This is a genomic window from Streptomyces sp. BB1-1-1, assembly GCF_031597775.1.
GTDB lineage: Bacteria > Actinomycetota > Actinomycetes > Streptomycetales > Streptomycetaceae > Streptomyces > Streptomyces thinghirensis.
The window spans coordinates 8,124,434-8,148,284 of sequence record NZ_CP134203.1 but is presented as its reverse complement, the minus strand read 5'-3'; the positions used below and the strand labels follow the sequence as shown (position 1 = coordinate 8,148,284).

Sequence of the window (23,851 nt, the reverse complement as noted above, 5' to 3'; positions counted from 1 at the left end):
GACTCGCGGGCGGCGTCCACGTGCCGCAGTACGTTCTCAGATCTGGCAACCGGCCTGACGGTGTTGTCCGGTGCGGGGATGCCGGAGTCCGTGGAGTTCATCGCCGGTAGGCGGTGGCGGCGACGGCGGGCAGGAGCGCGAGGGACAGAACGCCACCGGTGAGGGCGAGGACGGGGTAGCCGCCGGCGGCGACGACCAGGCCGGAGGCCATGCCGCCGGTGGCGCCGGCGACGGCGATGGAGACGTCGACCAGGCCCTGTGTCTTGGCGCGGGTGGCCAGCGGCACCGTGTCGGTGATGATCGCGGTGCCGGACACGAGGCCGAAGTTCCAGCCCAGCCCGAGCAGGGCCAGGGCGAGTGCGAGCAGAGCCACGGAGTCGCCGGGAGCCACGGCGGCGAGGATCCCGGCGGCCAGGAGCGTTACGCCGGAAGCGGCGGCGACCTTCATGCGGCCGAAGCGGTCGACGAGCCGGCCGGTCAGCGGGGAGGGCAGGTACATGGCGCCGATGTGGATGCCGATGACGAGGCCGGAGGCGGCCGTGGAGTGGCCGTGGTCGTGCATGTGGACGGGCGTCATCGTCATGACCGCGACCATGACGAGCTGAGTCAGGACCATCACCAGCGCACCGAGGACGACTCCCCCCGGCGCTTTTCCCGCGGCCTGCTCCTGGGGCGACGGTGTGCCGACCGTACTGCTCTCCCGGGACGCTGCGATCGTGCGGGCCAGGAGCAGCGGGTCGGGGCGCAGCCAGAGGGCGAGGACGAGGGCGGCCAGGGCGTAGGCGGTGCCGGACAGCAGGAAGAGGCCGGCGAGGTGCGGGATGCCGAGGGTCTCGGCGAGGGTGCCGGTGGGTGCGGCGAGGTTGGGGCCGGCGACGCCGCCGAGGGTGGTGGCGACCAGGACGGTGGAGACGGCGCGGCCCCGGTGGTCGGGGGTGGCGAGGTCGGCGCCCGCGTAGCGGGCCTGGAGGTTGGTGGCGGTGCCGGCGCCGTAGACGAACAGGGCCGTGAACAGCAGGACGGGGTTGTCCAGGACGGCGGCGGTGATGACTCCCGCGCTGCCCAGGGCGCCGGTGAGGTAACCGGCGGCCAGGCCGGGGCGGCGTCCGCGGGCCTGGGAGATACGGCCGACGGCGATGGCAGCCAGCGCGGACCCCGCGGTGACCAGCGCACTGGGCAGCCCGGCGAGGGTGGTCGAGCCGAGCATGTCGTGGGCGAGCAGGGCGCCCACGGTGACACCGGCGGCGAGGCCGGCACCGCTGAGGACCTGGGAGGCGACCAGGACGCGCAGGATGCGGCGCTGCGCCGGGGCGGGGTCGGGTATGCCGGAGGCCGCAGTCGGGTGCGCGGGAACGGGCGTGGTCACGAGGGCTCTCCACGGGTCGGTGCGGGTGAGCCGAGCTGTTCCGGCTCTCGGCGAGGGCCGCGCCGCGCACGGCGAGCAGGTCGGCCTCCGGCCCGGGCTTCGGCGAGCGCACCGCGGGACGCGTCGGCACAGGAACCGCCACGTGATGCGTTGCCGTGGAAGTGCGTGAGGTGCGACCGGGCTCGCAGCTCTTCGCGGGTCACTTCGGCGGAGGCGCCAGGACCCGAAAGCGACCGGGTTCCGCCGGATCCCGGTCGACGACTTGGACTGGTGCCCAGGCCCACTGCCATACGCTGATGCCTGGCGTACGGGAGAACCGGATCTGCCCGCGGGTGCCTTCCACCGCGACGCTCGGCCAGGATGCGGCGGTGCGCGCCCGTTCCACGCCGTGAGCACGCAGCACATCGGCGAGGACGGCGACCGTGTCGTACCCCTCGAAGGCGACGAAGGAGGGCGCTTCGGCCAGCCGCTCGCGGAGGGCCGTCTCCACTCGCGCACCGAGTGGGCCGAGGCGCTCGGGCAGGTAGCGCAGGAACGGGACCGCGGCGCTGTCGTCGCCCAGCGAAGCCGCCCATTCGGCGAACTCCGGTTGCCCGGCCGGAGCGCCGATCATGATCCCGGCGAGGCGCTGGTCGCGGCGGACGGACCTGACGATCGACACTGCCGGCTCCGGGTGGCCGACCAGAAGGACGAGGGCTGTCGCGCGCTCGGTGACGAGTTCGTCGCACACGGCCGTGGGGTCGAGAGCGCGCATGTCGAGTTCGGTGACGGTGCCGCCGCGTGGTGCGAGGCAGTCCCGCAGGACGCGGGCCCCGGATGCCCAGTAGACACTCGGCTCGGCGGCTACGGCGATTCGGCTGTGGCCCGCGTCGAGGAGGAAGTCCGCGTAGATCCGCCAGCCGTGCGACTGCGCCGGGGCGAGGCGCGCGACCCACTCCGTCGGCTGGTCGGTGAGCGCGTCGAGAACGGCTGACGAGCAGAGGAAGGGCAGGCCGAGGGCGTCGGCCCTGGCGGCGGCGGCGCGGGCGACGACGCTGTGATACTCCCCCGCCAGGGCAGCCACGCCCAGGCCGGCCAATTCATCGACGGCCGCCGCGGCCTTCTCGGGATCGGCGGCGGTGTCCCGGACCAGCAGTTCGAGTGGTCTTCCGACGATGCCACCGGCGTCATTGACTTCGTGAACGGCCAGTTCGAGCCCGGCGAGCAGGTGCCGGCCCGCCTCGGCCCAGCCGGGACGGGACAGCGGAACGAGCGCGCCGATCAGGACGGGTGATCGGTCGGTCGGCTCAGCCGCCGGCGACGATGGTGGCGCATTCACGTGTTGGCGTCTCCCGTGCGTGGGTTGGGGTTGCGGCTCTGACCGTCCCGGACATTGCATCCGCCACCAGCACCGAAAGGCAACCGACTATTTGTTCGCCGAGCCGCCCGGTGACGATGGCCGACTTGCCCTGCAAGCTAAGAGAAGTAATGGGGTGATTGCATAACGCACTATGCATGCATGATGCATACAGCCCTTCGGTAAAGGGTTCGACGGCTTGGGGGAACGAGATGCTGACCGGGATCGTGATCGACGCGCTGGATGTCGCGCGCATGGACCGCTTCTGGCTGGACGCGACGCGCGGCCGGACGGGCGGCCTGCGGCTGCGGTTCGTGCCGACCGCGAAGCCGAAGGCGGCGCACAAGAACCGACTCCACCTCGACCTGGCCGGAGGACCGGACTGGCGGGCCGAGGTGGCGCGGCTGCTCGCACTCGGTGCGACGCGGGCCGACATCGGCCAGGGGGACGTCCCCTGGGACGTGCTCGCCGATCCGGAGGGCAACGAGTTCTGCGTGCTGCGTCCCGGCCATCCCGGCGTGCTCGCCGACTCCGGACTCGTCGCCATCTGCCTCGACGTCGCCGAGGAGAACCGCTGCGCGCAGGCGGCCTTCTGGCAGTCCGAGGCCGACTGGCACGCGGTCGAGTCCCACACGTGGGGCGTCCGGCTGCGCCAGGAGCCCACCAGCACGGTCTCGCTGGTGCTGGGTCCGCCCGCGGCGCCGAAGGCGGGGCGGAACCGGCTGCGTTTGGAGGTCACCCATGGCGATGGGGAACCCGGCGAGTTCCTCGACGCCGGCGGGAACGAGTTTCTGGTCGCGCGTTGACCCCCGACTGTTCGGGCGTCGAGCCGCTCCCGAAAGCTGCCCTGTCCGCCCGTCGACCGCGAGGTCAGTCCACCACCAGGACGACCTCCAGGGTCCGGGGCCCGTGGACGCCTTCCACCCGGTCGAGTTCGATGTCGCTCGTCGCGGACGGGCCGGAGATCCACGTGGTCGGGCGGGTCGGGTCGAGGCGCGGCATGGCCTGCGGGAGCGAGGCGACCACCTGACCGGGTACGTCGACGACGCAGATGTGCAGGTCGGGGATGAGGGTGAGGGCACGTCGGCCCTGCCCCGGGCCGGCGTCGAGTACGACGGTGCCGGTCTCCGCGACGGCGAGGGCGCAGCCGGTGACCACGGCGTCGGCGGAGTCGAGCTCTGCCGGGGTCAGGGGCGGGTCGTCGTATCGTCGCCGGGCGTCCGAGTCGGCCAGCCAGGCGCCGGGCAGGCCCGGCGGTACGACGACGGAACGTGCGCCGTGGTCGGCGAGGAGCCGGCCGATGAGTGACGGAAGTCCCTGCCGGGTGCCGCGGTGCACGCCGGCCCGGTAGTCGACGAGGTTCTCGTGGAGGAGGTCGAGCACCGTGACGGGGTCGTCCGGCGTGTGGCTCACGAGATAGTCGCGCGTGACCTCGGGGGCCTCGGGCGCTTCGGCGAGGGCCCTGCGCACCCTGCCCAGGACTCGGTCGCGGGAGGAGGACGGAGACGTCATGCGTGGTTCTTCTTCCACCAGTCACGGAAGGGTTCGGCGGGTATGGCCGGCAGGTCGCGGCTGTTGGTCCACTCACGCGCGCCGGGGCCGGGAAGCCGTTTGGGATGCAGCTTCCGGGTCCTGGAGGCGAGCCGTTCACCGGCGTTGAGAGCGGCCGGGTGGTCGAGCAGCCAGGTCGCCGTCCGCATCGCGACCCCCTCCAGACGGTGCCCTTTGCCGCCTTGGTCGGCGACCTTCTCCCGCAGGTGCACCAGGACTTCGGGGATGTCGATGGCGACCGGGCACACCTCGTAGCAGGCACCGCAGAGCGAGGACGCGTACGGCAGGGAGGCGTCGATCTCGCTGCCCGTGCCCCGCAGTTGCGGGCTGAGGATCGCGCCGATCGGGCCCGGGTACACCGAGCCGTAGGCGTGGCCGCCGGCCCGCTCGTAGACCGGGCAGACGTTCAGGCACGCCGAGCAGCGGATGCAGCGCAGTGCCTGGCGGCCGACCTCGTCGGCGAGGGTGTCGGTGCGGCCGTTGTCCAGCAGGACCAGGTGGAAGGTGCGGGGACCGTCGCCGTCGGTCGTGCCCGTCCACATGGTGGTGTAGGGGTTCATCCGCTCGGCGGTGGACGAGCGGGGCAGGAGCTGGAGGAAGACCTCGAGATCGCGCCAGGTGGGGATCACCTTCTCGATGCCGACCACGGAGATCAGGGTCTCGGGCAGGGTCAGGCACATCCGGCCGTTGCCCTCGGACTCCACGACCACGAGTGTGCCGGTCTCGGCGACCATGAAGTTGGCGCCGGAGACGCCGACCTTGGCGCGCAGGAACTTCTCCCGCAGGTGGAGCCGGGCCGCCTCGGCGAGTTCGGCCGGCGTGTCGGTCAGGCCCTCGGGGGCCGGGCGGCCCCACTCGCCCATCTCGGAGCGGAAGATGTCCCGGATCTCGCCGCGGTTGCGGTGGATCGCCGGCACCAGGATGTGCGAGGGCCGGTCCCTGCCCAACTGCACGATCAGCTCGGCGAGATCGGTCTCGTAGGCGCGGATGCCCTCCGCCTCCAGCGCCTCGTTGAGACCGATCTCCTGCGTCGCCATCGACTTGACCTTGACGACCTCCGACTCCCCGGTCGCCTTCACCAGGTCCGCGACGATCCGGTTGGCCTCCTCGGCGTCGGCGGCCCAGTGCACCGTCCCCCCGGCCGCCGTCACCGCCTCCTCCACCCGCACCAGATACCGGTCCAGATGCCGCAGCGTGTGATCCTTGATCCGCTTCCCGGCCTCGCGCAGCGCCGCCCAGTCGTCCAGCTCCGCGACCGCACGGGCCCGCTTGTCCCGGATGGTGTGCGTCGCGTGCCGCAGATTGCCCCGCAGGGTCGTGTCCCGTACGGCGTCCCGTGCCGCCTCGGGGAAGGACGGCATTCCCATGAAGGTCCCACTCATCGCAGCGGCTCCTCTTCCGTGCTCGCGAGGATCTCCGCGAGGTGCAGCGCCCGCTGCGGTGCCTGCTGGCGGCGCAGCATGCCGCCGATGTGCATGAGGCACGAGTTGTCGGCGCCGCACAGCACGTCCGCGTCCGTGGACAGGGCGTTGCGGATCTTGTCGTCGCCCATCGCCTCGGACACGTCGGCGTTCTTCACGGCGAACATTCCGCCGAAGCCGCAGCACTCCTCGGCGCCCGGCAGTTCCACGAGTTCCAGTCCCTTGACCGCCTCCAGCAGCCGGCGGGGCCGGTCGCGCAGGCCGAGCACGCGCAGCCCGTGGCACGAGGGGTGGTAGGTGACCGTGTGGGGGAAGTAGGCGCCGACGTCCGTCACCCCGAGCACGTCCACGAGGAACTCCGTCAGCTCGTGCACGTGCGGCACGAGGGACGCGGCGGCGTCGGCCAGCTCCCCGCCCCGGCCCTCGGCCACCGCCCTGGCGCCGATGCGGGGGTAGTTGTCGCGGACCATGGCGACGCAGGAGCCGGAGGGGGTGACGACGTGGTCGTAGCCCTCGAAGGCCCGGGCCATGCGGCGCACCAGGGGTTCGGTCGCGCGCCGGTAGCCGGTGTTGTACTGCGGCTGGCCGCAGCAGGTCTGGGCGGCGGGGAAGTCCACCTCGACTCCGAGGCGCTCCAGCACCTTGACGGTGGCGATCGCCGTGGACGGGTAGAGGGCGTCGTTGACGCAGGTGGCGAAGAGGGCTACGCGCATCAGGGCTCCGTTCGGGCAGGGCTGAGCCTGGCGGCTGCCGCGTCCCAGGCCGCGCTGTCGCCGCGTGGGGTGTAGCGCCGGAGGTGCTGGGTCGAGGCGACGAGTCGGCGCATCGCCGCCAGGTCGGCCACCAGCCCCGCGGCTCGGGCCTGGACGAGGATGTTGCCGAGTGCGGTGGCTTCGGTGGGCCCGGCGACGACGGGCAGTCCGGTGGCGTCGGCGGTGAGTTGGCAGAGCAGGTCGTTGCGGGAGCCGCCGCCGACGAGGTGGACGTGGGTGATGTCGCGGCCGGCGAGTTCGGCCGCCTGCCGCAGGGTGCGGCGGTGGGCCAGCGCCAGGCTCTCCAGGATGCAGCGGACGACGGCACCCCGGCTGCCGGGGACCGGCTGGTCCGTACGGCGGCAGTACTCGCGGATCCGTTCCGGCATGTCGCCCGGGGCGAGGAACCCGGGGTCGTCCGGGTCGACGACCGCGCCGAACGCCGTGCACCGGGCGGCCTCGGCGAGGAGTACGGGGATGTGTGCGGGCGGGCCCTGCGCCTCCCAGGTCCGGCGGCACTCCTCGAACAGCCACATGCCCATGATGTTGCGGAGGTAGCGGACGGTGCCGTCCACGCCCAGTTCGTTGGTGAAGTTCGCGGCCCGGGATGCCTCGGTCAGCACCGGGGCGTCCAGTTCGAGGCCGGCCAGGGACCAGGTACCGCACGAGATGTAGGCGAAGTGCGGTTCGGTGGCCGGGACGGCGGCGACCGCGGAGGCGGTGTCGTGCGAGGCGACGGTGACGACCGGGGTGCTCGCGTCGAGACCGGTGTGGGCGGCGACGTACGGCAGGAGGGTTCCGGCCGGGTCGCCGGGGTGGCGCAGGGGCGGCAGCAGGGCCGGGTCGATGGAGAGCCGGTCGAGGAGTTCTCCGGACCAGCCGCGTTCGCGGGCGTCGAAGAGGCCCGTGGTGGAGGCGTTGGTCGCCTCCGCCCCGATGGTTCCGGTCAGCCAGTGGACCAGCAGGTCCGGGATCAGCAGCAGGGTGCGGGCAGCCTCCAACTGGCTGCTGCCCGCCGCCGAGGCGAGCTGGAAGACGGTGTTGAACGGCAGGTGCTGGAGTCCGGTGATCCGGTACAGCTCCTCGGGCCCGACGCGGGGCCGGACGCGCTGGGCGGCGTCGTCGGTGCGGCTGTCCCGGTAGTGGTACGGGGTGCCGAGGAGTACGCCGTCGGCGTCGAGGAGTCCGTAGTCCACCGCCCACGTGTCCACACCGATGGAGACGACCGAACCGGCCCGGGCGGCCTCCCGCAGTCCGTCGACGGTTCCCTGGAACAGTGCGAGCAGGTTCCAGTGCAGTCCGTCGGGCAGGCGTACGGGCGTGTTGGGGAACCGGTGGGCCTCGGTCAGGTCGAGGTTGTCCGGCCCTACCCGGCCGAGGATCACCCGTCCGCTGGTGGCCCCGAGGTCGACCGCGGCGAACGCCGAGGGGAAGGCCGAGGAGGCCGGGGTGGTGGTCACGTGGTGTTACCTCCGCTGTGCGCGGCGAGGAGTGGGGTCCCTGATGCCGCCGCGGCATCGCACCGGCATCAGGGCGGGCTCGTGGGTCAGCGCAGGAACGCCGCGGCGACACCCGCGTCCACCGGGATGTGCAGGCCGGTGGTGTGGGTGAGGTCGCCGCCGGTGAGGGCGAAGACCGCGTTCGCCACGTGCTCGGGCAGCACCTCGCGCTTGAGCAGCGTGCGCTGGGCGTAGAACTCGCCCAGCTTCTCCTCCTCCACGCCGTACACGGCGGCCCGCTCGGCGCCCCAGCCGCCGGCGAAGATGCCGGAGCCGCGGACGACTCCGTCGGGGTTGACGCCGTTGACGCGGATGCCGTGCGCGCCGAGTTCGGCCGCCAGCAGCCGCACCTGGTGGGCCTGGTCGGCCTTGGTGGCGGAGTAGGCGATGTTGTTGGGTCCCGCGAACACGGCGTTCTTGGAGGCGACGTAGACGATGTCGCCGCCGAGCTTCTGCGCGGTCATCACCCGGGCGGCCTCGCGGGAGACCAGGAAGGAGCCGCGGGCCATGATGTCGTGCTGAAGGTCCCAGTCCTTGGCCGTCGTCTCCAGCAGCGGCTTGGAGATGGAGATGCCGGCGTTGTTGACGACCAGGTCGACGCCTCCGAAGGCGAGTACGGCCTCGGCGAACGCGGCGGCGATCTGCTCCTCGCTGGTGACGTCCGCGGTCACGGCCACGGCCCTGTCCGGGCCGCCGAGTTCCTCGGCGACGGCCGCCGCGTTCGTGGCGTCGAGGTCGGCCACCACGACACAGGCGCCCTCGGCGGCGAGCCGGTGCGCGATGGCCCTGCCGATGCCGGAGCCGGCGCCCGTGACGAGCGCGACCCTGGTGGCCAGCGGCTTGGGCGCGGGCATCCGGCGCAGCTTGGCCTCCTCCAGGTCCCAGTACTCGATGCGGAACTTCTCGGACTCCTCGATGGGGCTGTAGGAGGAGACGGCCTCGGCGCCGCGCATCACGTTGATCGCGTTGACGTAGAACTCGCCGGCGACACGGGCGGTCTGCTTGTCCTTGCCGAAGGAGAACATGCCGACCCCGGGCACCAGCACGATCGCCGGGTCGGCGCCGCGCATGGCCGGTGAGCCGGGGACGGCGTGCCGTTCGTAGTACGCCCGGTACTCGGCGCGGTACTCGGTGTGCAGCTCCGTCAGCCGGGCGATCGTCTGCTCCAGCGGCGCCCCGGCGGGCAGGTCGAGGACCAGCGGTCGGACCTTGGTGCGCAGGAAGTGGTCGGGGCACGACGTGCCCAGGGCCGCGAGACGCGGGTGCTCGGCGCGGGAGAGGAAGTCCAGCACCGTCTCGGAGTCCGTGAAGTGGCCGACCTGCGGCCGGTCGGCGGAGGCGATCGCGCGGACGTGCGGGGCGAGCGCGGCGGCACGGGCGCGTCGCTCCGCGCCGGGCAGCGGCTCGTAGCCGTCCCGCACCGGGCCGAACGGTTCGGGGCGGCCCCGGTCGGCGAGGAACGCCTCGGCGGTGCGGATGATGTGCAGCGAGTTGGCCTCGCATTCCTCGGAGGTGGCGCCCCACGCGGTGACACCGTGGCCGCCGAGGACGCAGCCGACGGCCTGCGGGTTGGCCTCCTTGACCGCGGCGATGTCCAGGCCGAGCTGGAATCCGGGCCGCCGCCACGGCACCCACACGACCCTGTCGCCGAAGCACTCGGCGGTCAGCTTCTCGCCGTCGGCCGCGCAGGCCAGCGCGATACCCGAGTCGGGGTGCAGGTGGTCCACATGGGCCGCGTCGACCAGACCGTGCATGGCGGTGTCGATGGACGGCGCGGCGCCGCCCTTGCCGTGCAGGCAGTAGTCGAACGCGGCGACCATCTCGTCCTCGCGCTCCACGCCCGGGTAGACACCCTTCAGGGCGTGCAGCCGGTCCAGGCGCAGCGCGGCCAGTCCTTCGGCCTTCAGCGTGCCCAGGTCGCCGCCGGAGCCCTTGACCCACAGCAGCTCCAGCTCACCGCCGGTGACGGGGTCGGTGGCGGTGCCCTTGGCGGAGGTGTTGCCGCCCGCGTAGTTGGTGTTGCGCGGGTCCGAGCCCAGCCGGTGCGAGCGCGCCAGGAGCCCGGCGACTTCGGGATGAATGGCGGAGGCCATGATGCTCTTTCCTTCGGGATGAGTTGACGACGGAGGATGCCTGAGAGGTCGCGCGGCGCCCCGGAAACGCGGTTACGCGCCCCAGCCGGCCTGCTCGCCGCCCACGCGTTCGGCGACGATCCGCTCCTGCCAGCCGCTGGCGCGGTAGGCGGCGATCGGGTCGGGGTTCAGGCCCTTCTCCTCGCGGATCTCCGCCAGCAGCGGCCGGACGTCGGTGTTGTACGCGTCCATCAGGACGGCGTTGGACGCCAGGACGTCGCCAGCTGCCTGGGCCGCGGCCAGTGCCTCGTCATCGACCAGCAGCGCCTTCGCGGTGGCTTCCTGGACGTTCATCACCGAACGGATGACCGCCGGGATCTTCGCCTCGATGTTGTGGCACTGGTCGAGCATGAAGGCCACGCCGGCGGCGGGGTCGAGGCCGCCGTTCTTGATGACCTCGCGGAGGATCCGGAAGAGCTGGAAGGGGTCGGCGGCGCCGACCATCAGGTCGTCGTCGGCGTAGAAGCGGGAGTTGAAGTCGAAGCCGCCGAGCTTTCCCTCGCGGAGCAGGACGGCGACGATGAACTCGATGTTGGTACCGGGCGCGTGGTGCCCGGTGTCCACGACGACCTGTGCCTTCGCACCGAGCTTCAGGCAGTGCGCGTAGGCCGTGCCCCAGTCGGGGACGTCGGTCGTGTAGAACGCGGGCTCGAAGAACTTGTACTCCAGGAGCATCCGCTGGTCCTCGCCCAGGCGCTCGTGGACGGCGTGGAGGGCCTCGGCGAGCCGGTCCTGGCGGGCCGTGATGTCGTCCTGGCCGGGGTAGTTGGTGCCGTCGGCGAACCACAGCTTCAGGTCGCGGGAGCCGGTGGCGTCCATGATGTCGACGCACTCCATGAGGTGTGCGAGCGCCTTGCGCCGCACCGCGGCGTCCGGATGGCAGACACTGCCGAGTCTGTAGTCGTCGTCCTGGAAGACGTTGGCGTTGATGGCGCCCAGTTCCAGGCCGCGGTCCTTCGCGTGCGCGGCCAGCGCCGTGTAGTCGTCCACCTCGTCCCAGGGGATGTGCAGCGCCACCCGGGGTGTCACGCCGGTGAACTCGTGCACCTTGGCGGCGTCGTCCAGCTTCTCGCGCGGGGTGCGCGGCACGCCGGGCTGCGCGAACACCTTGAAACGCGTGCCGGAGTTGCCGTAGCCCCAGGAAGGCGTCTCGACCCGCTGGTCGGCGAGTGCGGTTCTCACGGCAGTGATGTCAGGCATGTCCACCTCTGGATGCGCAAGTTGCCCCTTCATGGGGTACTTGAATTGACCTGTCGTATGAATCGATTCAGGCTGCCGCCGAAACTAACCCGTGAGGCAACCTCCGTCAAGGGTCTCCGCAGCGCTCGACCCAGCTATTTCCTGCCACCTAGCCGCAAAATCCGGGCGACCGAACGAGTCCCGGACCCTTGACGTCCCGGACGCGCTGAAGCTAGCTTCCCGGCAACTCCATTGAAACATTTCACTGCGGCGTTTCCGCTCGGCACACGTACTGGAGAGAACTCATGACTCGTCCCGAACCGGAGACCACTCCGGTGCTCGCCCTGGAGGGAGTGAGTAAATCCTTCGGCGCCGTCCGAGCCCTGCGTGACGTCTCGCTGCGGCTGTACGCGGGCGAGGCCCACGCCCTGGCGGGCGAGAACGGCGCCGGCAAGTCCACCCTGATCAAATCTCTCGCAGGCGTGCACCGTCCGGACACCGGAACGGTCCTCCTCGACGGCGAGCCGGTGGACTTCCACAGCCCGGCGGACGCCCGCGACGCGGGGATCGCCGTGATCTACCAGGAGCCGACGCTCTTCCCCGACCTGTCCGTCGCGGAGAACATCTTCATCGGACGACAGCCCCGGCGCTCCCTGGGCAGGGTGAACCACCGTACGGTCAAGACGGCCGCGGCCGAACTCTTCGCCCGCCTCGGTGTCGCCCTCGACCCCGACCAGCCGGCCCGCGGACTCTCCATCGCCGACCAGCAGTTGGTGGAGATCGCCAAGGCCCTGTCCTTCGACGCCCGTGTCCTCATCATGGACGAGCCGACGGCGGCGCTCACCGGCAGCGAGGTGGCCCGGCTGTTCGGCGTGGTCGAGACGCTGCGCGAGCAGGGATCGGCGGTGCTGTTCATCTCGCACCGCCTGGAGGAGATCTTCGAGCTGTGCCAGCGGGTCACCACCCTTCGGGATGGTGCCTGGATCGCCAGTGAACCCCTGTCCGACCTCGACGAGGACGGTCTGGTGCGCCGCATGGTCGGCCGCGATCTGGAGGAGCTCTACCCCAAGCAGCAGACCCGGATCGGCGAGGTCGCCCTCAGCGTGCGCCGGCTGACGCGCGAAGGCGTGTTCACCGACGTCTCCTTCGACGTCCGGCGCGGCGAGATCCTCGGCCTCGCCGGTCTGGTCGGGGCGGGTCGCAGTGAAGTGGCCCGCGCGGTCTTCGGCGTCGACCGGTTCGACGGCGGTGAGGTCGAGGTGCTCGGCCGGAAGCTTCCGCCGGGAGCTCCGAGCCTGGCCATGGCCGCCGGACTCGCCCTGGTGCCCGAGGACCGCCGCGCCCAGGGCTTGGTGATGGACATGTCCATCGAGCGGAACATCGGGCTCACCGGCTTCGCGGCCACCTCCCGGGCCGGGCTGATGAACCGGCGGGCCGAGCGCAGCCGCGCCGTGGACTGGGCGACGAGGCTCCAGGTGAAGTACGCACGCCTGGCCGACGTCGTGGGGACGCTCTCGGGCGGCAACCAGCAGAAGGTCGTACTGGCCAAATGGCTCGCCACGGCCCCCCAGGTGCTGATCGTGGACGAGCCGACCCGCGGTATCGACGTGGGGACGAAGGCGGAGGTGCACCGTCTGCTGTCCTCGCTCGCCGCCGACGGGGTGGCGGTGCTGATGATCTCGTCCGACCTGCCGGAGATCCTCGGCATGGCCGACCGGGTCCTGGTGATGCACGAGGGCCGGCTGACCGCGGAGATCCCCCGGGCGGAAGCGACCGAGGAGAGCGTGATGGCAGCCGCGACCGGCCGCACCGACCGAGGGAGGAAGGCGGCATGACCACGACCGTCGAGCCGGTGCGGCCAGAGGTGGCAGCCGAGTCCGTCGCCGCGCGGCGGCTCATGGACAGGATATTCAAGGTCCGCGAACTGGCCGTGATCGCGGTGCTGGTGGTGATGCTCGGCGCGACCCAGCTGTCCAACTCCGAGTTCCTCTCGCAGCAGGGCATCAGGGACCTGATGCTGAACGCGACCATCCTCGTGCTGGTCGCGATCGGCCAGGCGATGGTGGTGATCACCCGCAACGTCGACCTGTCGGTCGGCTCCGTGCTGGGCATCTCCGCCTTCGCCGCGGGGCTCTACCTCAAGGACGGCGGCCACCCGCTCCTCGCCGTCCTGCTGGCCGTGGCGGTCGGTGCGCTGTTCGGCGTGGTCAACGGCACACTGGTGAGTCTGGGCAAGGTGCCGGCACTGGTGGTGACCCTGGGCACCCTCTACATCGTCCGCGGCATCGACTCGATCTGGGTCGGCTCCCGCCAGATCACCGCGAGCGCCCTGCCCGACGGCTTCGTGGACTTCGGCAGCGACGGCATCGGGGTGGTCCCCTACCTCGCACTGCTCACTCTGGCCGTCCTGGTCGTCGTGGCCTACTACCTCCGCAACTACCGCAGCGGACGGGACATGTACGCCCTGGGGTCCAACCCGGAGGCCGCCCGGCTCGCCGGTGTCCCGATCCGGGCCCGCATCATGACGGCCTACGTGGTCTGCGGGGCGCTCGCCGGACTCGCCGGCGCCCTGTACCTCGCCAGGTTCGGCAACGTCGACTCCAACACCGGCAACGGGTACGAACTCGTCGTGGTGAGCGCCGTGGTCGTCGGCGGCGTCGCCTTCACCGGCGGATCGGGCACCGTGTACGGCGCCGCGCTCGGCGCCGTACTGCTGACCTCCATCAACGGTGTGCTCCCGGCCCTCGGCGTGAGTTCGGTCTGGGTCACCGCCATCAACGGCTTCCTGCTGCTGCTCGCCATCGCCGTCGACCGGGTTCTGGCGCTCAGAGTCTCCGGAGCCCTGCGCAAGAAGGCCGCACAGTCGAGGAGTGCCCGTCATGCCTGACACCACCGTCAAGTCCCCCGTGCTCTCCCGTCTCGGCGGCGCGGTGCGCTGGGACACCTCGGTCGGCGTTCTGCTGGTCGTCCTGCTGATCTCTTCGTTCTCCTTCGTGGAGAACTTCGGCAACGCCCTGAACGTGTCGTTCCTCATCGGCAACACCCTGCCCATCGCCCTGATCGCCCTGCCGATGGCGATGCTCGTGGTCTCCGGCGAGGTGGACCTCTCGGTCGCCTCCACGGCCGGTCTCTCCAGTGCCGTGATGGGCGCGCTGTGGAACGCCGGCCTGGCGATCGAGACGATCATCCCGCTCTGTGTTCTGCTCGGCGTGGTGTGCGGCCTGGTCAACGGCCTGCTCGTCACCCGGCTCGGGCTGCCCTCGCTGGCCGTCACCATCGGAACGCTCGGCGCCTACCGGGGCATCGCGCAGATCGTGCTCGGCTCCGACTCCGTGACCGACTTCCCCGTTCAGTACCTGGACTTCGGTGCCGGCCGGTTCGGGGACACGTTCCTCCCGTACGCCGTCGTCCCGTTCGTCATCCTGCTGGCGATCGCCGTCGTCGTGCTGCACGCCACGCGCTTCGGCCGGTCGCTGTTCGCCATCGGCGCCTCCGAGGAGGCCGCCCGCTTCGCCGGTGTCCGGGTCAAGCGGCTCAAGCTGGCCATGTTCGTGTCCACGGGTGTGATCTCCGCTCTCACCGGTGTCTTCTGGACGCTGCACTACGCCAGCGCCCGCTACGACAACGCCACCGGACTGGAACTGTCCGTGATCGCCGCGGTGCTGCTCGGCGGCATCGACTTCGACGGCGGCAAGGGCACGCTCGGCGGCGCCATCGCCGGTGTGTTCCTGCTCGGCACGATGCAGAACGTCATGAGTCTGCTGAACGTCTCCGCCCAGTCCCAGACCGTGGCGACCGGCGTCCTCCTGGTGATCTCCGTTCTCGCCCCGCGGATCGGCCGCCGGATCTCCCAGGCACGGGCCAGAGGGAGAACGGCCGCCTCCCCACCGCTGACGGCCCCTTCCCCGTAGTCCCTCGCCACTGGCTCCTCTCCGGCCCTCCCCTCCCCCCTCCCTCACAGGTAAAGGAACTCCCCATGTCCGGCACCACCGCCAGATCACGCCGCCTGACCCTCGCACTCACCACCGTCACCGCACTCGCGCTCGGCGCCACCGCCTGCGGCGGCACCACCAAGGACGACGCGTCCAAGGACAACGGCAGCGCGGCCGTCGGCAAGGCCGACCCCGACGCGGAGACCAAGAAGGGCCTCACCGTCGCCTTCCTGCCCAAGCAGGTCAACAACCCGTACTTCACCACCGCCGACAAGGGCGGCGAGAAGGCGCTCGAGGAACTGGGCTCCACCTACAAGGAGGTCGGCACCAGCAGCGGCACCGACACCGCCGGCCAGGTCAGCTACGTCAACACCCTGACCCAGCAGCAGGTCGACGCCATGGCCGTCTCCGCGCAGGACCCCGGCGCCCTGTGCACCGCACTCAAGCAGGCCATGCGCAACGGCGTCAGTGTCGTCACCTACGACTCCGACACCAACAAGGACTGCCGCCAGGTGTTCGTCTCCCCGGCCTCCGCCGAGGACCTCGGGCGCACCCAGGTCGAGCTGCTGGCGAAGCAGATCGGCGGCAAGGGCGAGATCGCGATCCTGTCCGCGGCGCAGACCGCGACGAACCAGAACACCTGGATCGACGTCATGAAGGAGGAGCTGAAGAAGCCCGCCTACAAGGACATCAAGCTCGTCAAGACCGCCTACGGCGACGACGACGCCCAGAAGTCGTTCCAGCAGACCCAGGGGCTGCTCCAGGAGCACCCGAACCTGAAGGGCATCATCTCCCCCACCACCGTCGGTATCAAGGCGGCCGCCCAGTACCTGTCCGGCTCCAAGTACAAGGGCAAGGTCAAGCTCACGGGACTCGGCACCCCGAACGACATGCGCGCCTACGTCAAGAACGGCACCGTCGAGGAGTTCGAGCTGTGGGAGCCGGCCAAGCTCGGCGCACTCGCCGCCCACGTCGCGGTCGCCCTCGAATCCGGGCAGATCACCGGCAAGGAGGGCGAGACCTTCAGCGCCGGCGACCTCGGCACCATGACCATCGGCGCGGACGGTGTCGTCTCTCCGGGTGAGCCGACCGTCTTCGACAAGGCCAACATCGACGAGTACGACTTCTGATCCGTACGACACTCGTGGGGCCCCGGCATCGTCGGGGCCCCACGCTCGGCAACAGGGTGATCCGATGCAACGCGTCTGCTTTCTTCTCAAGGTCCGCTCCGAGATGGTCGCCGAATACCGCGAGCGCCACAGGGACGTGTGGGCCGACATGCTCGCCGCGCTCTCCCGGGCCGGCTGGCGCAACTACTCCCTCTTCCTGCGGGAGGACGGCCTGCTCGTCGGCTATCTGGAGACCGACGACTTCGAGGCGGCCCGGGCGGCCATGGACGCGACCGAGGTGAACACGCGCTGGCAGGCCGAGATGGCGGGGTTCTTCGAAGCACTGGACGGACAGGCACCCGATGCCGCCATGCGTCCCCTCACCGAGGTCTTCCACCTGGCCTGAACCGGAACCCCGGCATCGCAGGACGAACGCTTCCCCGGACCGGCTCGACGGCCGGGGGCAGGACAGCAGGGAACACACATGACGCACTCCACGCCGACGGTCGGCATCAAGGACGTGGCGCGGGAGGCCGGCGTCTCCGTGGGCACGGTCTCCAACGTGCTCAACCGGCCCGGCCGGGTCTCGCAGCGGACGCGACGTCATGTGGAGCAGGTGATCGCGCGGCTGGGTTACGTGCGCAGCGAGTCCGCCCGGCAACTGCGGGCGGGCCGCAGCCGTGTCATGGCGCTGCTCGTCCTCGACATGGGCAATCCGTTCTTCGTCGACCTGGCCCAGGGAGCCGAGCGCACGGCCCGGGACGCGGGACTCGCCGTCACCCTGTGCAACAGCGCGCAGAGTGCGCGGAAGGAGGCGGAGTACCTCGAACTCTTCGCCGAGCAGCGGGTCCGCGGGGTACTGGTCACCCCTGCCGACCCGAGTGGGCGCAGCCTGGTCGACTTCCGCCGGCACGGTATTCCCTACGTTCTGGTGGACCGGGTGGCCGGCGACGCGGAGGGCTGCTCCGTCTCGGTCGACGACGTCACGGGCGGTGCTCTGGCGATCCGTCACCTCACCGGCGCCGGGCACGGTTCCCTCGCCTATGTCAGCGGACCGCCCCATCTGAGGCAGGTGCGGGACCGCCGGACCGGGGCGCTGGAAGCCGTCGCCCAGGCCGGTCTGCCCCCCACGGCGTTGCGGGAGATCCCCACCGAACGCCTCGACGTGGCCGCCGGACGCGACGCGGGGGCCAGAGTGCTGGGTCTGGCCCAGCGGCCCACCGCCGTCTTCTGCGCCAACGACCTGCTGGCCCTCGGCGTGCTCCAGTTCATGTACACGGCCGGGGTCAAGGTCCCCGACGACCTCGCCATCGTCGGGTACGACGACATCGAGTTCGCCGCCGCGGCGACCGTACCGCTGACCTCCGTCCGCCAGCCCGCCCGCGCCATGGGCGCCATGGCCGCCGACCTGCTTCTCCAGGAAGCCGGCGACCAGGCGGACGAGCACCGTCACCAGCACGTGGTGCTCCAGCCCGAGTTGGTCGTCCGCGGTTCGAGCCTGCCCGGTCGCTGAGGCCCGCCGCGCGGCCAATATGTTCGGGGACGGGGAAACCCGACCCGGCATCCGCGTTCTTCACCCGTTGACGAACAGAGTTTGTACTCACTGATGACAAACTTATAGACGCGGCGAGCAAAAGGCTCCTATGGTATGCGACGCCCGGTCGTCTTCAGGCATCTCGCGCACACCACGCGTCACCCCCGGGGAGGATGCATGAGTTCACGGTCCCGCTCCAGAACCCGCGGACGGCTGGCCGGTCTGGTCGCCGTCTCGTTCCTGTTCGGCTGCTTCACTTCCGCGCCCGCCGGCGCCGCCGGCCCGGCCGACGACCTGCCGCCGCAGGAACCGGGCGTCACACTGCGCGTCTTCGACATCGGACAGCCGATGAACGAGATCTGCGTGCTCAAGCCCGGACAGACCCCGAACGTCGACAAGTTGATGCCCGTCATCGACTTCTCCACGGCCGAGGACTTCGGCATCGGTGACAACTTCGTCTCGCAGGTGATCGCGAACATCGAGGTCCCCGAGGACGGGGCCTACACCTTCCGGCTGACCAGCGACGACGGCTCGCGCCTGACCATCGACGACCGGACGGTCATCGATCACGACGGCCTCCACGCGGCCGAGCCCAAGGACGGCACGACGACACTGACGGCCGGTCACCACGCCCTGCGCGTCGATCACTTCGACCGCACGAACGACCAGCAGGTGACGCTGGAGTGGAAGCCGCCCGGCGCGGCGGACTTCGCCCTGGTCCCGAACTCCGCCCTGAGCACCGACGCCGACGTCGTACGGGTCACGGCCCCCGGCCGCAAGCAGTGCGAGAGCGGCACCGACACCCCCGGCGACGGGCTGCCCCTGGACGGCGTGCACCCCGACTACACGCTGACGGACCTGCGGCCCGACGGCTTCGAACCCCAGGTCACCGGCATGGACTGGCTCCCGGACGGCCGGATGGCCATCACCACGTGGGGCGGCACCGACAAGACCGAGGGCGAGGTCTACCTCCTCGACAACGTCACGGGCGCGACCGGTCCCGACAAGGTGACGGCGAAGAAGGTCGCGAGCGGCCTCAAGGAGCCCATGGGCATCAAGGCCCTCGACGGGGCCCTGTACGTGTCGCAGAAACACGAGCTCACAGAGCTGCGCGACACCGACGGCGACGACGTCACCGACGCGCGGCGCACCGTGGCGACCTGGCCGTACGGCGGCAACTTCCACGAGTTCGCCTTCGGCCTGCTCTACCGCGACGGGCACTTCTACCTCAACCTCTCCGTCGCGATCAACTACGGCGGCGCGACGACGGACCCGCAGCCGGCGCCGAACCGGGGCACCACGATCAAGGTGAACAAGAAGACCGGCAAGGTGACCTACCTCGCCGGAGGCCTGCGCACCCCGAACGGCATCGGCTGGGGCCCCGGCGGCGACCTCTTCGTCGCCGACAACCAGGGCGGCTGGCTCCCGGCCTCGAAGCTGGTCCGCATCAAGCCCGACCGCTTCTTCAACCACTACACCAACCCGGCCGGCCCGTTCGACGACCAGCCGGTGACCGAACCGGTGCTGTGGCTGCCGCAGAACGAGATCGCCAACTCCCCCAGCACCCCGATCCTGTTGAAGAAGGGCCCGTACGCCGGCCAGATGCTGTTCGGTGACGTGACCTACGGCGGACTGCAGCGCGCCTTCCTGGAGAAGGTGAAGGGCAAGGACCAGGGCGCGGTCTTCCGCCAGACCCAGGGCCTGGAGGCGGGCGTCAACCGCATCACCCAGGGCCCGGACGGCGCGATCTACGCGGGCGGCCTGGGCGCCGGGGGCAACTGGGGCCAGGAGGGCAAGCTGTCCCACGGTCTGCAGAAGCTCACCCCGAACGGCGGCAAGGCGTTCGACATCCGCGCCATGCGGGCCGAGCGGGGCGGTTTCGAGCTGGAGTACACCCAGCCGCTGTCCCAGGAGACGGCGGACAAGCTCGCCGAGAGCTACCGGGTCGAGCAGTGGCGCTACGTGCCGACACCGGCGTACGGCGGCCCCAAGGTCGACGAGGAGACCCTCGCCGTGACCTCCGCACGGCTGTCCGAGGACCGGAAGAAGGTCACGCTGCGGATCACCGGGCTCAAGCCCGACCGTGTGGTGCACGTCCGCTCACCCCGTCCGTTCAGCTCGGCCGAGGGTGAGACGCTGTGGAGCACCGAGGCCTGGTACACGCTCAACGCCATGCCGGGCAAGCAGCCCCCGACGACGTCGTACGAGGCGGAGGAGGCGCAGCGCTCCGGCGGCGCCGGCGTCAACACCGATCACACGGGCTACTCCGGCAGCGGCTTCGTGGACGGCTACGGCACCCAGGGCGCGGCCACCTCGTTCACCGTCGACGTGGACAGGAAGGGCACCTACGACGTGGCCCTGCGGTACGCGAACGGACCGAACCCCTTCACCGGCACCAAGACGGTGAGCGTGTACGTGGACGGCAGGAAGGTGAAGCAGTCGAGCCTGCTCAGTACGGGCGGCTGGGACGACTGGTCCACGCGGACCGAATCGCTGAGGCTGCGCAAGGGAGCCAACACCATCACCTACCGGGTGGACGAGGGCGACACCGGACACGTCAACCTCGACATGATCAGTGTCCATCCCGAGGGCGAGCGCGTCGTCCTGTTCGACGGCGCCGACCGCGCGGCCTGGCAGCAGACGGACGGCCGCACCGCGCAGTGGCCGCTGACGGACGGCGGGATGGAGGTGTGCTGCGGCGACCTGCGCACGAAGCAGGCGTTCGGTGACTTCAAACTGCACGCCGAGTTCTGGCTGCCGGAGCTGCCCACGGACGTCACGGGCCAGAACCGGGCCAACAGCGGCATCTACCTCCAGGACCGCTACGAGATCCAGATCCTGGACTCGTACGGTGACACCACGCCCGCGGACAACGAGGCCGCCGCGATCTACCAGCAGAAGGCCGCCGACGCCAACGCGGCCCGCCCGCCGGGCACCTGGCAGACGTACGACATCACCTTCCGCGCGGCGCGCTTCGACGACCAGGGCGCCAAGACGCAGGACGCGCGCGTGACGGTGGTGTGGAACGGCGTGACCGTCCACAAGGACGTGGCGCTCAGCGGCCCGACCGCCGGGGGCGCTCAGGAGGGGCCGGCTGCGGGTGCGCTGCGCCTTCAGGACCACGGCAACAAGGTGCGGTACCGCGACATCTGGATCGAGCCGTTGTCGTAGCGGCTCACGAGACGGTGGCCGGCCCGGACGTGCCCGGGCCGGCCATCACCGTCGCGTCTGCTCCGACCAGATGACCTTTCCGGTCTCGGTGTAGCGGGTTCCCCAGCGGTCGGCCAGCTGGGCCACGAGGAACAGGCCGCGGCCGCCCTCGTCGGTCGTGGCCGCGTAGCGCAGGTGCGGCGCGGTGCTGCTGCCGTCGGAGACCTCGCAGATGAGGGTCCGGTCGTGGAGCAGCCGGACCCGGACAGGATCGGTGCCGTAGCGCACCGCGTTGGTCAGCAGTTCGCTGAGGATCAGCTCCGTCACGAAGGCCGCCTCGTCCAGGCCCCACTCGGCGAGCCGGTCGGTGACCTCGCGGCGGATACGGGAGACGGCGGCCGGGTCCCGCTCCACGTCCCAGGCGGAGACCCTGGACGGATCGAGCACGCGGGTGCCGGCCACCAGGAGGGCCACGTCGTCGGACGGCCGGGACGGCAGCGTCGCCAGCACATCCGCGCAGGTCTCCTCGGGTGTTCGCCCGGCCCGGGCGAGGCTCCGGCGCAGCAGCTCCATGCCCTCGTCGATGTCGCGGCCCCGGGTCTCGACGAGGCCGTCCGTGTACAGCACGAGCCGGCTGCCTGCGGGCAGGTCGAGCTCGACCGCTTCGAACGGCAGGCCGCTGCCGACGCCGAGAGGCAGCCCGACGGGGCTGCCCGGGAAGTGCACGGACCCGTCGGGCAGCACCAGCGCGGGGCTGGGATGTCCCGCCCGGCTCAGGGAACACCGGCCCGCCACCGGGTCGTAGATCGCGTAGAGGCAGGTCGCCCCGGCGATCTCGGCGCTGTCCGCACCGCCCTCCTGGTCGAGCCGGGAGACCAGTTCGTCCAGGCGTGCGAGGAGTTCGTCGGCCGGCAGGTCGAGAGCGGCGAAGTTCTGCACGGCGGTACGCAGCCGTCCCATGGTGGCGGCGGCATGCAGACCGTGGCCCACGACGTCGCCGACCACCAGGGCGACACGGGTCCCCGGCAGCGCGATCACGTCGAACCAGTCGCCGCCCACCCCGGCTTCGGCCGGCACGTACCGGTGGGCGATGTCGAGGGCGTCCTGCTCGGGCAGCCCGCTCGGCAGGAGGCTGCGCTGCAGGGTCACCGCCGTCTGGTGCTCGCGGGTGTAGCGACGGGCGTTGTCGACGCACACCGCGGCCCTGGCGGCCAGTTCCCGAGCGAACACCTCGTCGTCCGCGTCGAAGGCTGCCGGGTTCTCCGAACGCCAGAAGTTGACCAGGCCGAGGACGACGCCCCGTGCGTGCAGGGGGACGGCCAGGACGCTGTGGAAGCCGTACTCGATGATCCGTTCGGCGTGTGCCGGGTCCTGCCCGTACCGGCCGAGTACGGTCTCCACGTCCGCGTCGGGCAGGGAGTGCCGCTCGCCGTCGCCCAGGGAGCCGGGGCTGGTGGGCACGGTGCCGGTCACCCGCCCCGGGGGGTGCAGCGGGTGGTCGTCGCGCAGGCCGGCGACGGCGGCACGCCGCACCTGTACGACCGTGCCGTCCGACTCACGCGGTTCGTCCCCCCGGAACACCGACAAGGCCAGGTCCACGGTGGCGAAGTCCGAGAACCGCGGAGTGGCCACCCGGGTCAGTTCCTCCGCGGTCGTGGTCACGTCGAGGGTGCTGCCGATCATCTTGCCGGCCTCGTAGAGGAGCAGGAGACGCTCGCGCACCGCCTCGGCCCGGCCGATCACCGCGGCGAGTTCGGTGGTGTCCCGGAGGGTCGCGACGGCGCCCGGCGGCCCGCCGCGGTCGCCGGTGACCCGTACGTTGACCGCGAGCAGCCGCTCCCCCACCGGCACCACCTCGTCGGTGGTGGGTCGCCCGGACTCCAGCAGTTCGGCGATCCGGGAGCGCAGGCCGCACTCGGCGACCGGGCGCTCTTCCACGTCCGCCGGGAGCCCGAGCAGTCTGCGTGCCTCGTCGTTGGCGAGAACGAGCCTTCCCTTTCCGTCGACGATCAGCACTCCCTCCCGGACGGCGTGCAGGACCGCGTCGTGGTGCACGTACATGCGCGTCATCTCGGCGGGGCCGAGCCCGCGGGTCTGACGGGACAGACGCCGGTTCACCAGGGCCGAGCCGCCGAGCGCGAAGACGAGTCCGCCGGCGGTGCCGCCGAGGATGACCGGGATCTGACGGCCGACGGACTGGTTGATGTCGCCGAGTGTGATCTCGACGGCGACGATGCCGGCGACCGAGCCGTCGTCCCGGAAGACGGGGACCGTGGAATCGACCGCCGGCCCGACGCTCGCGTCGAGTTCCGTCGTCAGGGGAGTGCCCTGCACCACCTTCTCGTAGGGGCCCAGAACACGCTTGCCGATGAGATCCGGATCGGGATGCGTGTAGCGGATCCCCTGGGTGTCCGAGACGACGACGAAGGCGACGTCGGCCGCTTCACGGACCGCCTCGGCCCGGGGCTGCAGCGCGGCCGTCGGATCGGGACTGTCCAGGGCCGCCGCGGTCCCGGGGGCGTTGGCGAAGGTCTGCGCGACCGACAGGGTCCTGCGCCGGGCCTCCTCGGTGCCGTCCCGCCGGACCTGCAGCACCAGGGCGATCACCGCGGCCACGGCCAGCAGCGCCACCAGCACTGCCTGCAGCAGAAACACCTGTCCGGCGACGCTCCGCACCTTCGGTCCACGCTTGGCGGGGCCGGGCCGTGCCTTCGGTCCCCGCGGCCTTGGGTACAGCCGGGACACAAATTCCCGGAAAGGGCTATTCGCGGACATATGCCTGATTATTGCCCTCGCTCGGCGGGCCCTGCTCCGCGACACCGCTTGACCGCGACACGAACCGCGGCCCGACGCCCTATGGCGTACGCGCGTAGACCTCGGGCACCATTCG

General features: G+C 71.1%; 17 protein-coding genes. 8 read left to right on the top strand and 9 right to left on the bottom strand.

Annotated features, from left to right (window positions below; all coding sequences use genetic code 11):
* Positions 1 to 97: 97 nt before the first annotated feature.
* Together RI578_RS37395 and RI578_RS37390 are read right to left on the bottom strand one after the other, a co-directional pair.
* Positions 98 to 1,366 carry an MFS transporter gene (locus RI578_RS37395; RefSeq protein ID WP_310875232.1) on the bottom strand — a complete coding sequence of 423 codons (1,269 nt, stop codon included), beginning with the start codon at positions 1,364 to 1,366 and terminating at the stop codon, positions 98 to 100.
* A 199-nt stretch (positions 1,367 to 1,565) separates the two neighbouring features.
* Complete coding sequence (locus tag RI578_RS37390) at positions 1,566 to 2,684, bottom strand: ABC transporter substrate-binding protein (protein ID WP_310875231.1); 1,119 nt, start codon at positions 2,682 to 2,684, stop codon at positions 1,566 to 1,568.
* Between the two features lie 230 nt (positions 2,685 to 2,914).
* Here RI578_RS37390 and RI578_RS37385 point away from each other — a divergent pair, with 230 nt between their 5' ends.
* Positions 2,915 to 3,508: a VOC family protein gene (locus RI578_RS37385; protein WP_310875230.1), complete on the top strand. Its 594-nt coding sequence runs from the start codon at positions 2,915 to 2,917 to the stop codon at positions 3,506 to 3,508.
* Positions 3,509 to 3,572: 64 nt separating this feature from the next.
* Here RI578_RS37385 and RI578_RS37380 read toward each other — a convergent pair whose 3' ends face one another.
* The 6 genes from RI578_RS37380 to rhaI all read right to left on the bottom strand — a co-directional run bounded on the left by RI578_RS37380 (position 3,573) and on the right by rhaI (position 11,257).
* The gene (locus RI578_RS37380) at positions 3,573 to 4,214 is read right to left on the bottom strand and encodes an LUD domain-containing protein (protein WP_310875229.1); all 642 of its coding nucleotides are present in this window, start codon (positions 4,212 to 4,214) and stop codon (positions 3,573 to 3,575) included.
* Positions 4,211 to 5,635: a LutB/LldF family L-lactate oxidation iron-sulfur protein gene (locus RI578_RS37375; protein ID WP_310875228.1), complete on the bottom strand. Its 1,425-nt coding sequence runs from the start codon at positions 5,633 to 5,635 to the stop codon at positions 4,211 to 4,213. The genes RI578_RS37380 and RI578_RS37375 overlap by 4 nt, the downstream gene beginning before the upstream one ends.
* Positions 5,632 to 6,387 (bottom strand): (Fe-S)-binding protein, encoded by a 756-nt coding sequence (locus tag RI578_RS37370; RefSeq protein WP_310875227.1) that lies wholly within the window; start codon positions 6,385 to 6,387, stop codon positions 5,632 to 5,634. Before RI578_RS37370 ends, RI578_RS37375 begins: the two co-directional genes overlap by 4 nt.
* Positions 6,387 to 7,886, bottom strand: a complete 1,500-nt coding sequence (locus RI578_RS37365) for an FGGY-family carbohydrate kinase (protein WP_310875226.1) — start codon at positions 7,884 to 7,886, stop codon at positions 6,387 to 6,389. The genes RI578_RS37370 and RI578_RS37365 overlap by 1 nt, the downstream gene beginning before the upstream one ends.
* Positions 7,887 to 7,972: 86 nt before the next feature.
* The gene (locus RI578_RS37360; RefSeq protein ID WP_310875225.1) at positions 7,973 to 10,018 is read right to left on the bottom strand and encodes a bifunctional aldolase/short-chain dehydrogenase; all 2,046 of its coding nucleotides are present in this window, start codon (positions 10,016 to 10,018) and stop codon (positions 7,973 to 7,975) included.
* Between the two features lie 72 nt (positions 10,019 to 10,090).
* On the bottom strand, positions 10,091 to 11,257 hold the full coding sequence (rhaI, locus tag RI578_RS37355) for an L-rhamnose isomerase (protein WP_310875224.1): 1,167 nt from the start codon (positions 11,255 to 11,257) through the stop codon (positions 10,091 to 10,093).
* A gap of 284 nt (positions 11,258 to 11,541) precedes the next feature.
* Here rhaI and RI578_RS37350 point away from each other — a divergent pair, with 284 nt between their 5' ends.
* The 7 genes from RI578_RS37350 to RI578_RS37320 all read left to right on the top strand — a co-directional run bounded on the left by RI578_RS37350 (position 11,542) and on the right by RI578_RS37320 (position 20,982).
* On the top strand, positions 11,542 to 13,071 hold the full coding sequence (locus RI578_RS37350) for a sugar ABC transporter ATP-binding protein (protein ID WP_310875223.1): 1,530 nt from the start codon (positions 11,542 to 11,544) through the stop codon (positions 13,069 to 13,071).
* A complete protein-coding gene (locus RI578_RS37345) occupies positions 13,068 to 14,123 on the top strand; it encodes an ABC transporter permease (protein WP_310875222.1) in 1,056 nt (351 codons plus the stop codon). The genes RI578_RS37350 and RI578_RS37345 overlap by 4 nt, the downstream gene beginning before the upstream one ends.
* Entirely contained in the window at positions 14,116 to 15,147 is a 1,032-nt protein-coding gene (locus RI578_RS37340; protein WP_310875221.1) for an ABC transporter permease, read from the top strand. The genes RI578_RS37345 and RI578_RS37340 overlap by 8 nt, the downstream gene beginning before the upstream one ends.
* 65 nt (positions 15,148 to 15,212) lie before the next feature.
* Positions 15,213 to 16,298, top strand: a complete 1,086-nt coding sequence (gene rhaS, locus RI578_RS37335; RefSeq protein WP_310875220.1) for a rhamnose ABC transporter substrate-binding protein — start codon at positions 15,213 to 15,215, stop codon at positions 16,296 to 16,298.
* 64 nt (positions 16,299 to 16,362) lie between these two features.
* Positions 16,363 to 16,683 carry an L-rhamnose mutarotase gene (locus RI578_RS37330; protein ID WP_121750875.1) on the top strand — a complete coding sequence of 107 codons (321 nt, stop codon included), beginning with the start codon at positions 16,363 to 16,365 and terminating at the stop codon, positions 16,681 to 16,683.
* Positions 16,684 to 16,761: 78 nt separating this feature from the next.
* A complete protein-coding gene (locus RI578_RS37325; protein ID WP_310875219.1) occupies positions 16,762 to 17,790 on the top strand; it encodes a LacI family DNA-binding transcriptional regulator in 1,029 nt (342 codons plus the stop codon).
* 198 nt (positions 17,791 to 17,988) lie between these two features.
* A complete protein-coding gene (locus tag RI578_RS37320; protein WP_310875218.1) occupies positions 17,989 to 20,982 on the top strand; it encodes a family 16 glycoside hydrolase in 2,994 nt (997 codons plus the stop codon).
* Positions 20,983 to 21,027: 45 nt separating this feature from the next.
* Here the strand turns inward: RI578_RS37320 and RI578_RS37315 are convergent, their stop codons facing one another.
* On the bottom strand, positions 21,028 to 23,616 hold the full coding sequence (locus RI578_RS37315) for a SpoIIE family protein phosphatase (RefSeq protein WP_399062703.1): 2,589 nt from the start codon (positions 23,614 to 23,616) through the stop codon (positions 21,028 to 21,030).
* Positions 23,617 to 23,851 lie beyond the last annotated feature (235 nt).

Bases quoted from the DNA above. Each gene is read 5' to 3' on its own strand.
- RI578_RS37385 (WP_310875230.1), top strand. From the start codon at position 2,915: ATGCTGACCGGGATCGTGATCGACGCGCTGGATGTCGCGCGCATGGAC.
- RI578_RS37380 (WP_310875229.1), bottom strand. From the start codon at position 4,214: ATGACGTCTCCGTCCTCCTCCCGCGACCGAGTCCTGGGCAGGGTGCGC.
- RI578_RS37375 (WP_310875228.1), bottom strand. From the start codon at position 5,635: ATGAGTGGGACCTTCATGGGAATGCCGTCCTTCCCCGAGGCGGCACGG.
- RI578_RS37370 (WP_310875227.1), bottom strand. From the start codon at position 6,387: ATGCGCGTAGCCCTCTTCGCCACCTGCGTCAACGACGCCCTCTACCCG.
- RI578_RS37360 (WP_310875225.1), bottom strand. From the start codon at position 10,018: ATGGCCTCCGCCATTCATCCCGAAGTCGCCGGGCTCCTGGCGCGCTCG.
- rhaI (WP_310875224.1), bottom strand. From the start codon at position 11,257: ATGCCTGACATCACTGCCGTGAGAACCGCACTCGCCGACCAGCGGGTC.
- RI578_RS37350 (WP_310875223.1), top strand. From the start codon at position 11,542: ATGACTCGTCCCGAACCGGAGACCACTCCGGTGCTCGCCCTGGAGGGA.
- RI578_RS37345 (WP_310875222.1), top strand. From the start codon at position 13,068: ATGACCACGACCGTCGAGCCGGTGCGGCCAGAGGTGGCAGCCGAGTCC.
- RI578_RS37340 (WP_310875221.1), top strand. From the start codon at position 14,116: ATGCCTGACACCACCGTCAAGTCCCCCGTGCTCTCCCGTCTCGGCGGC.
- rhaS (WP_310875220.1), top strand. From the start codon at position 15,213: ATGTCCGGCACCACCGCCAGATCACGCCGCCTGACCCTCGCACTCACC.
- RI578_RS37330 (WP_121750875.1), top strand. From the start codon at position 16,363: ATGCAACGCGTCTGCTTTCTTCTCAAGGTCCGCTCCGAGATGGTCGCC.
- RI578_RS37325 (WP_310875219.1), top strand. From the start codon at position 16,762: ATGACGCACTCCACGCCGACGGTCGGCATCAAGGACGTGGCGCGGGAG.
- RI578_RS37320 (WP_310875218.1), top strand. From the start codon at position 17,989: ATGAGTTCACGGTCCCGCTCCAGAACCCGCGGACGGCTGGCCGGTCTG.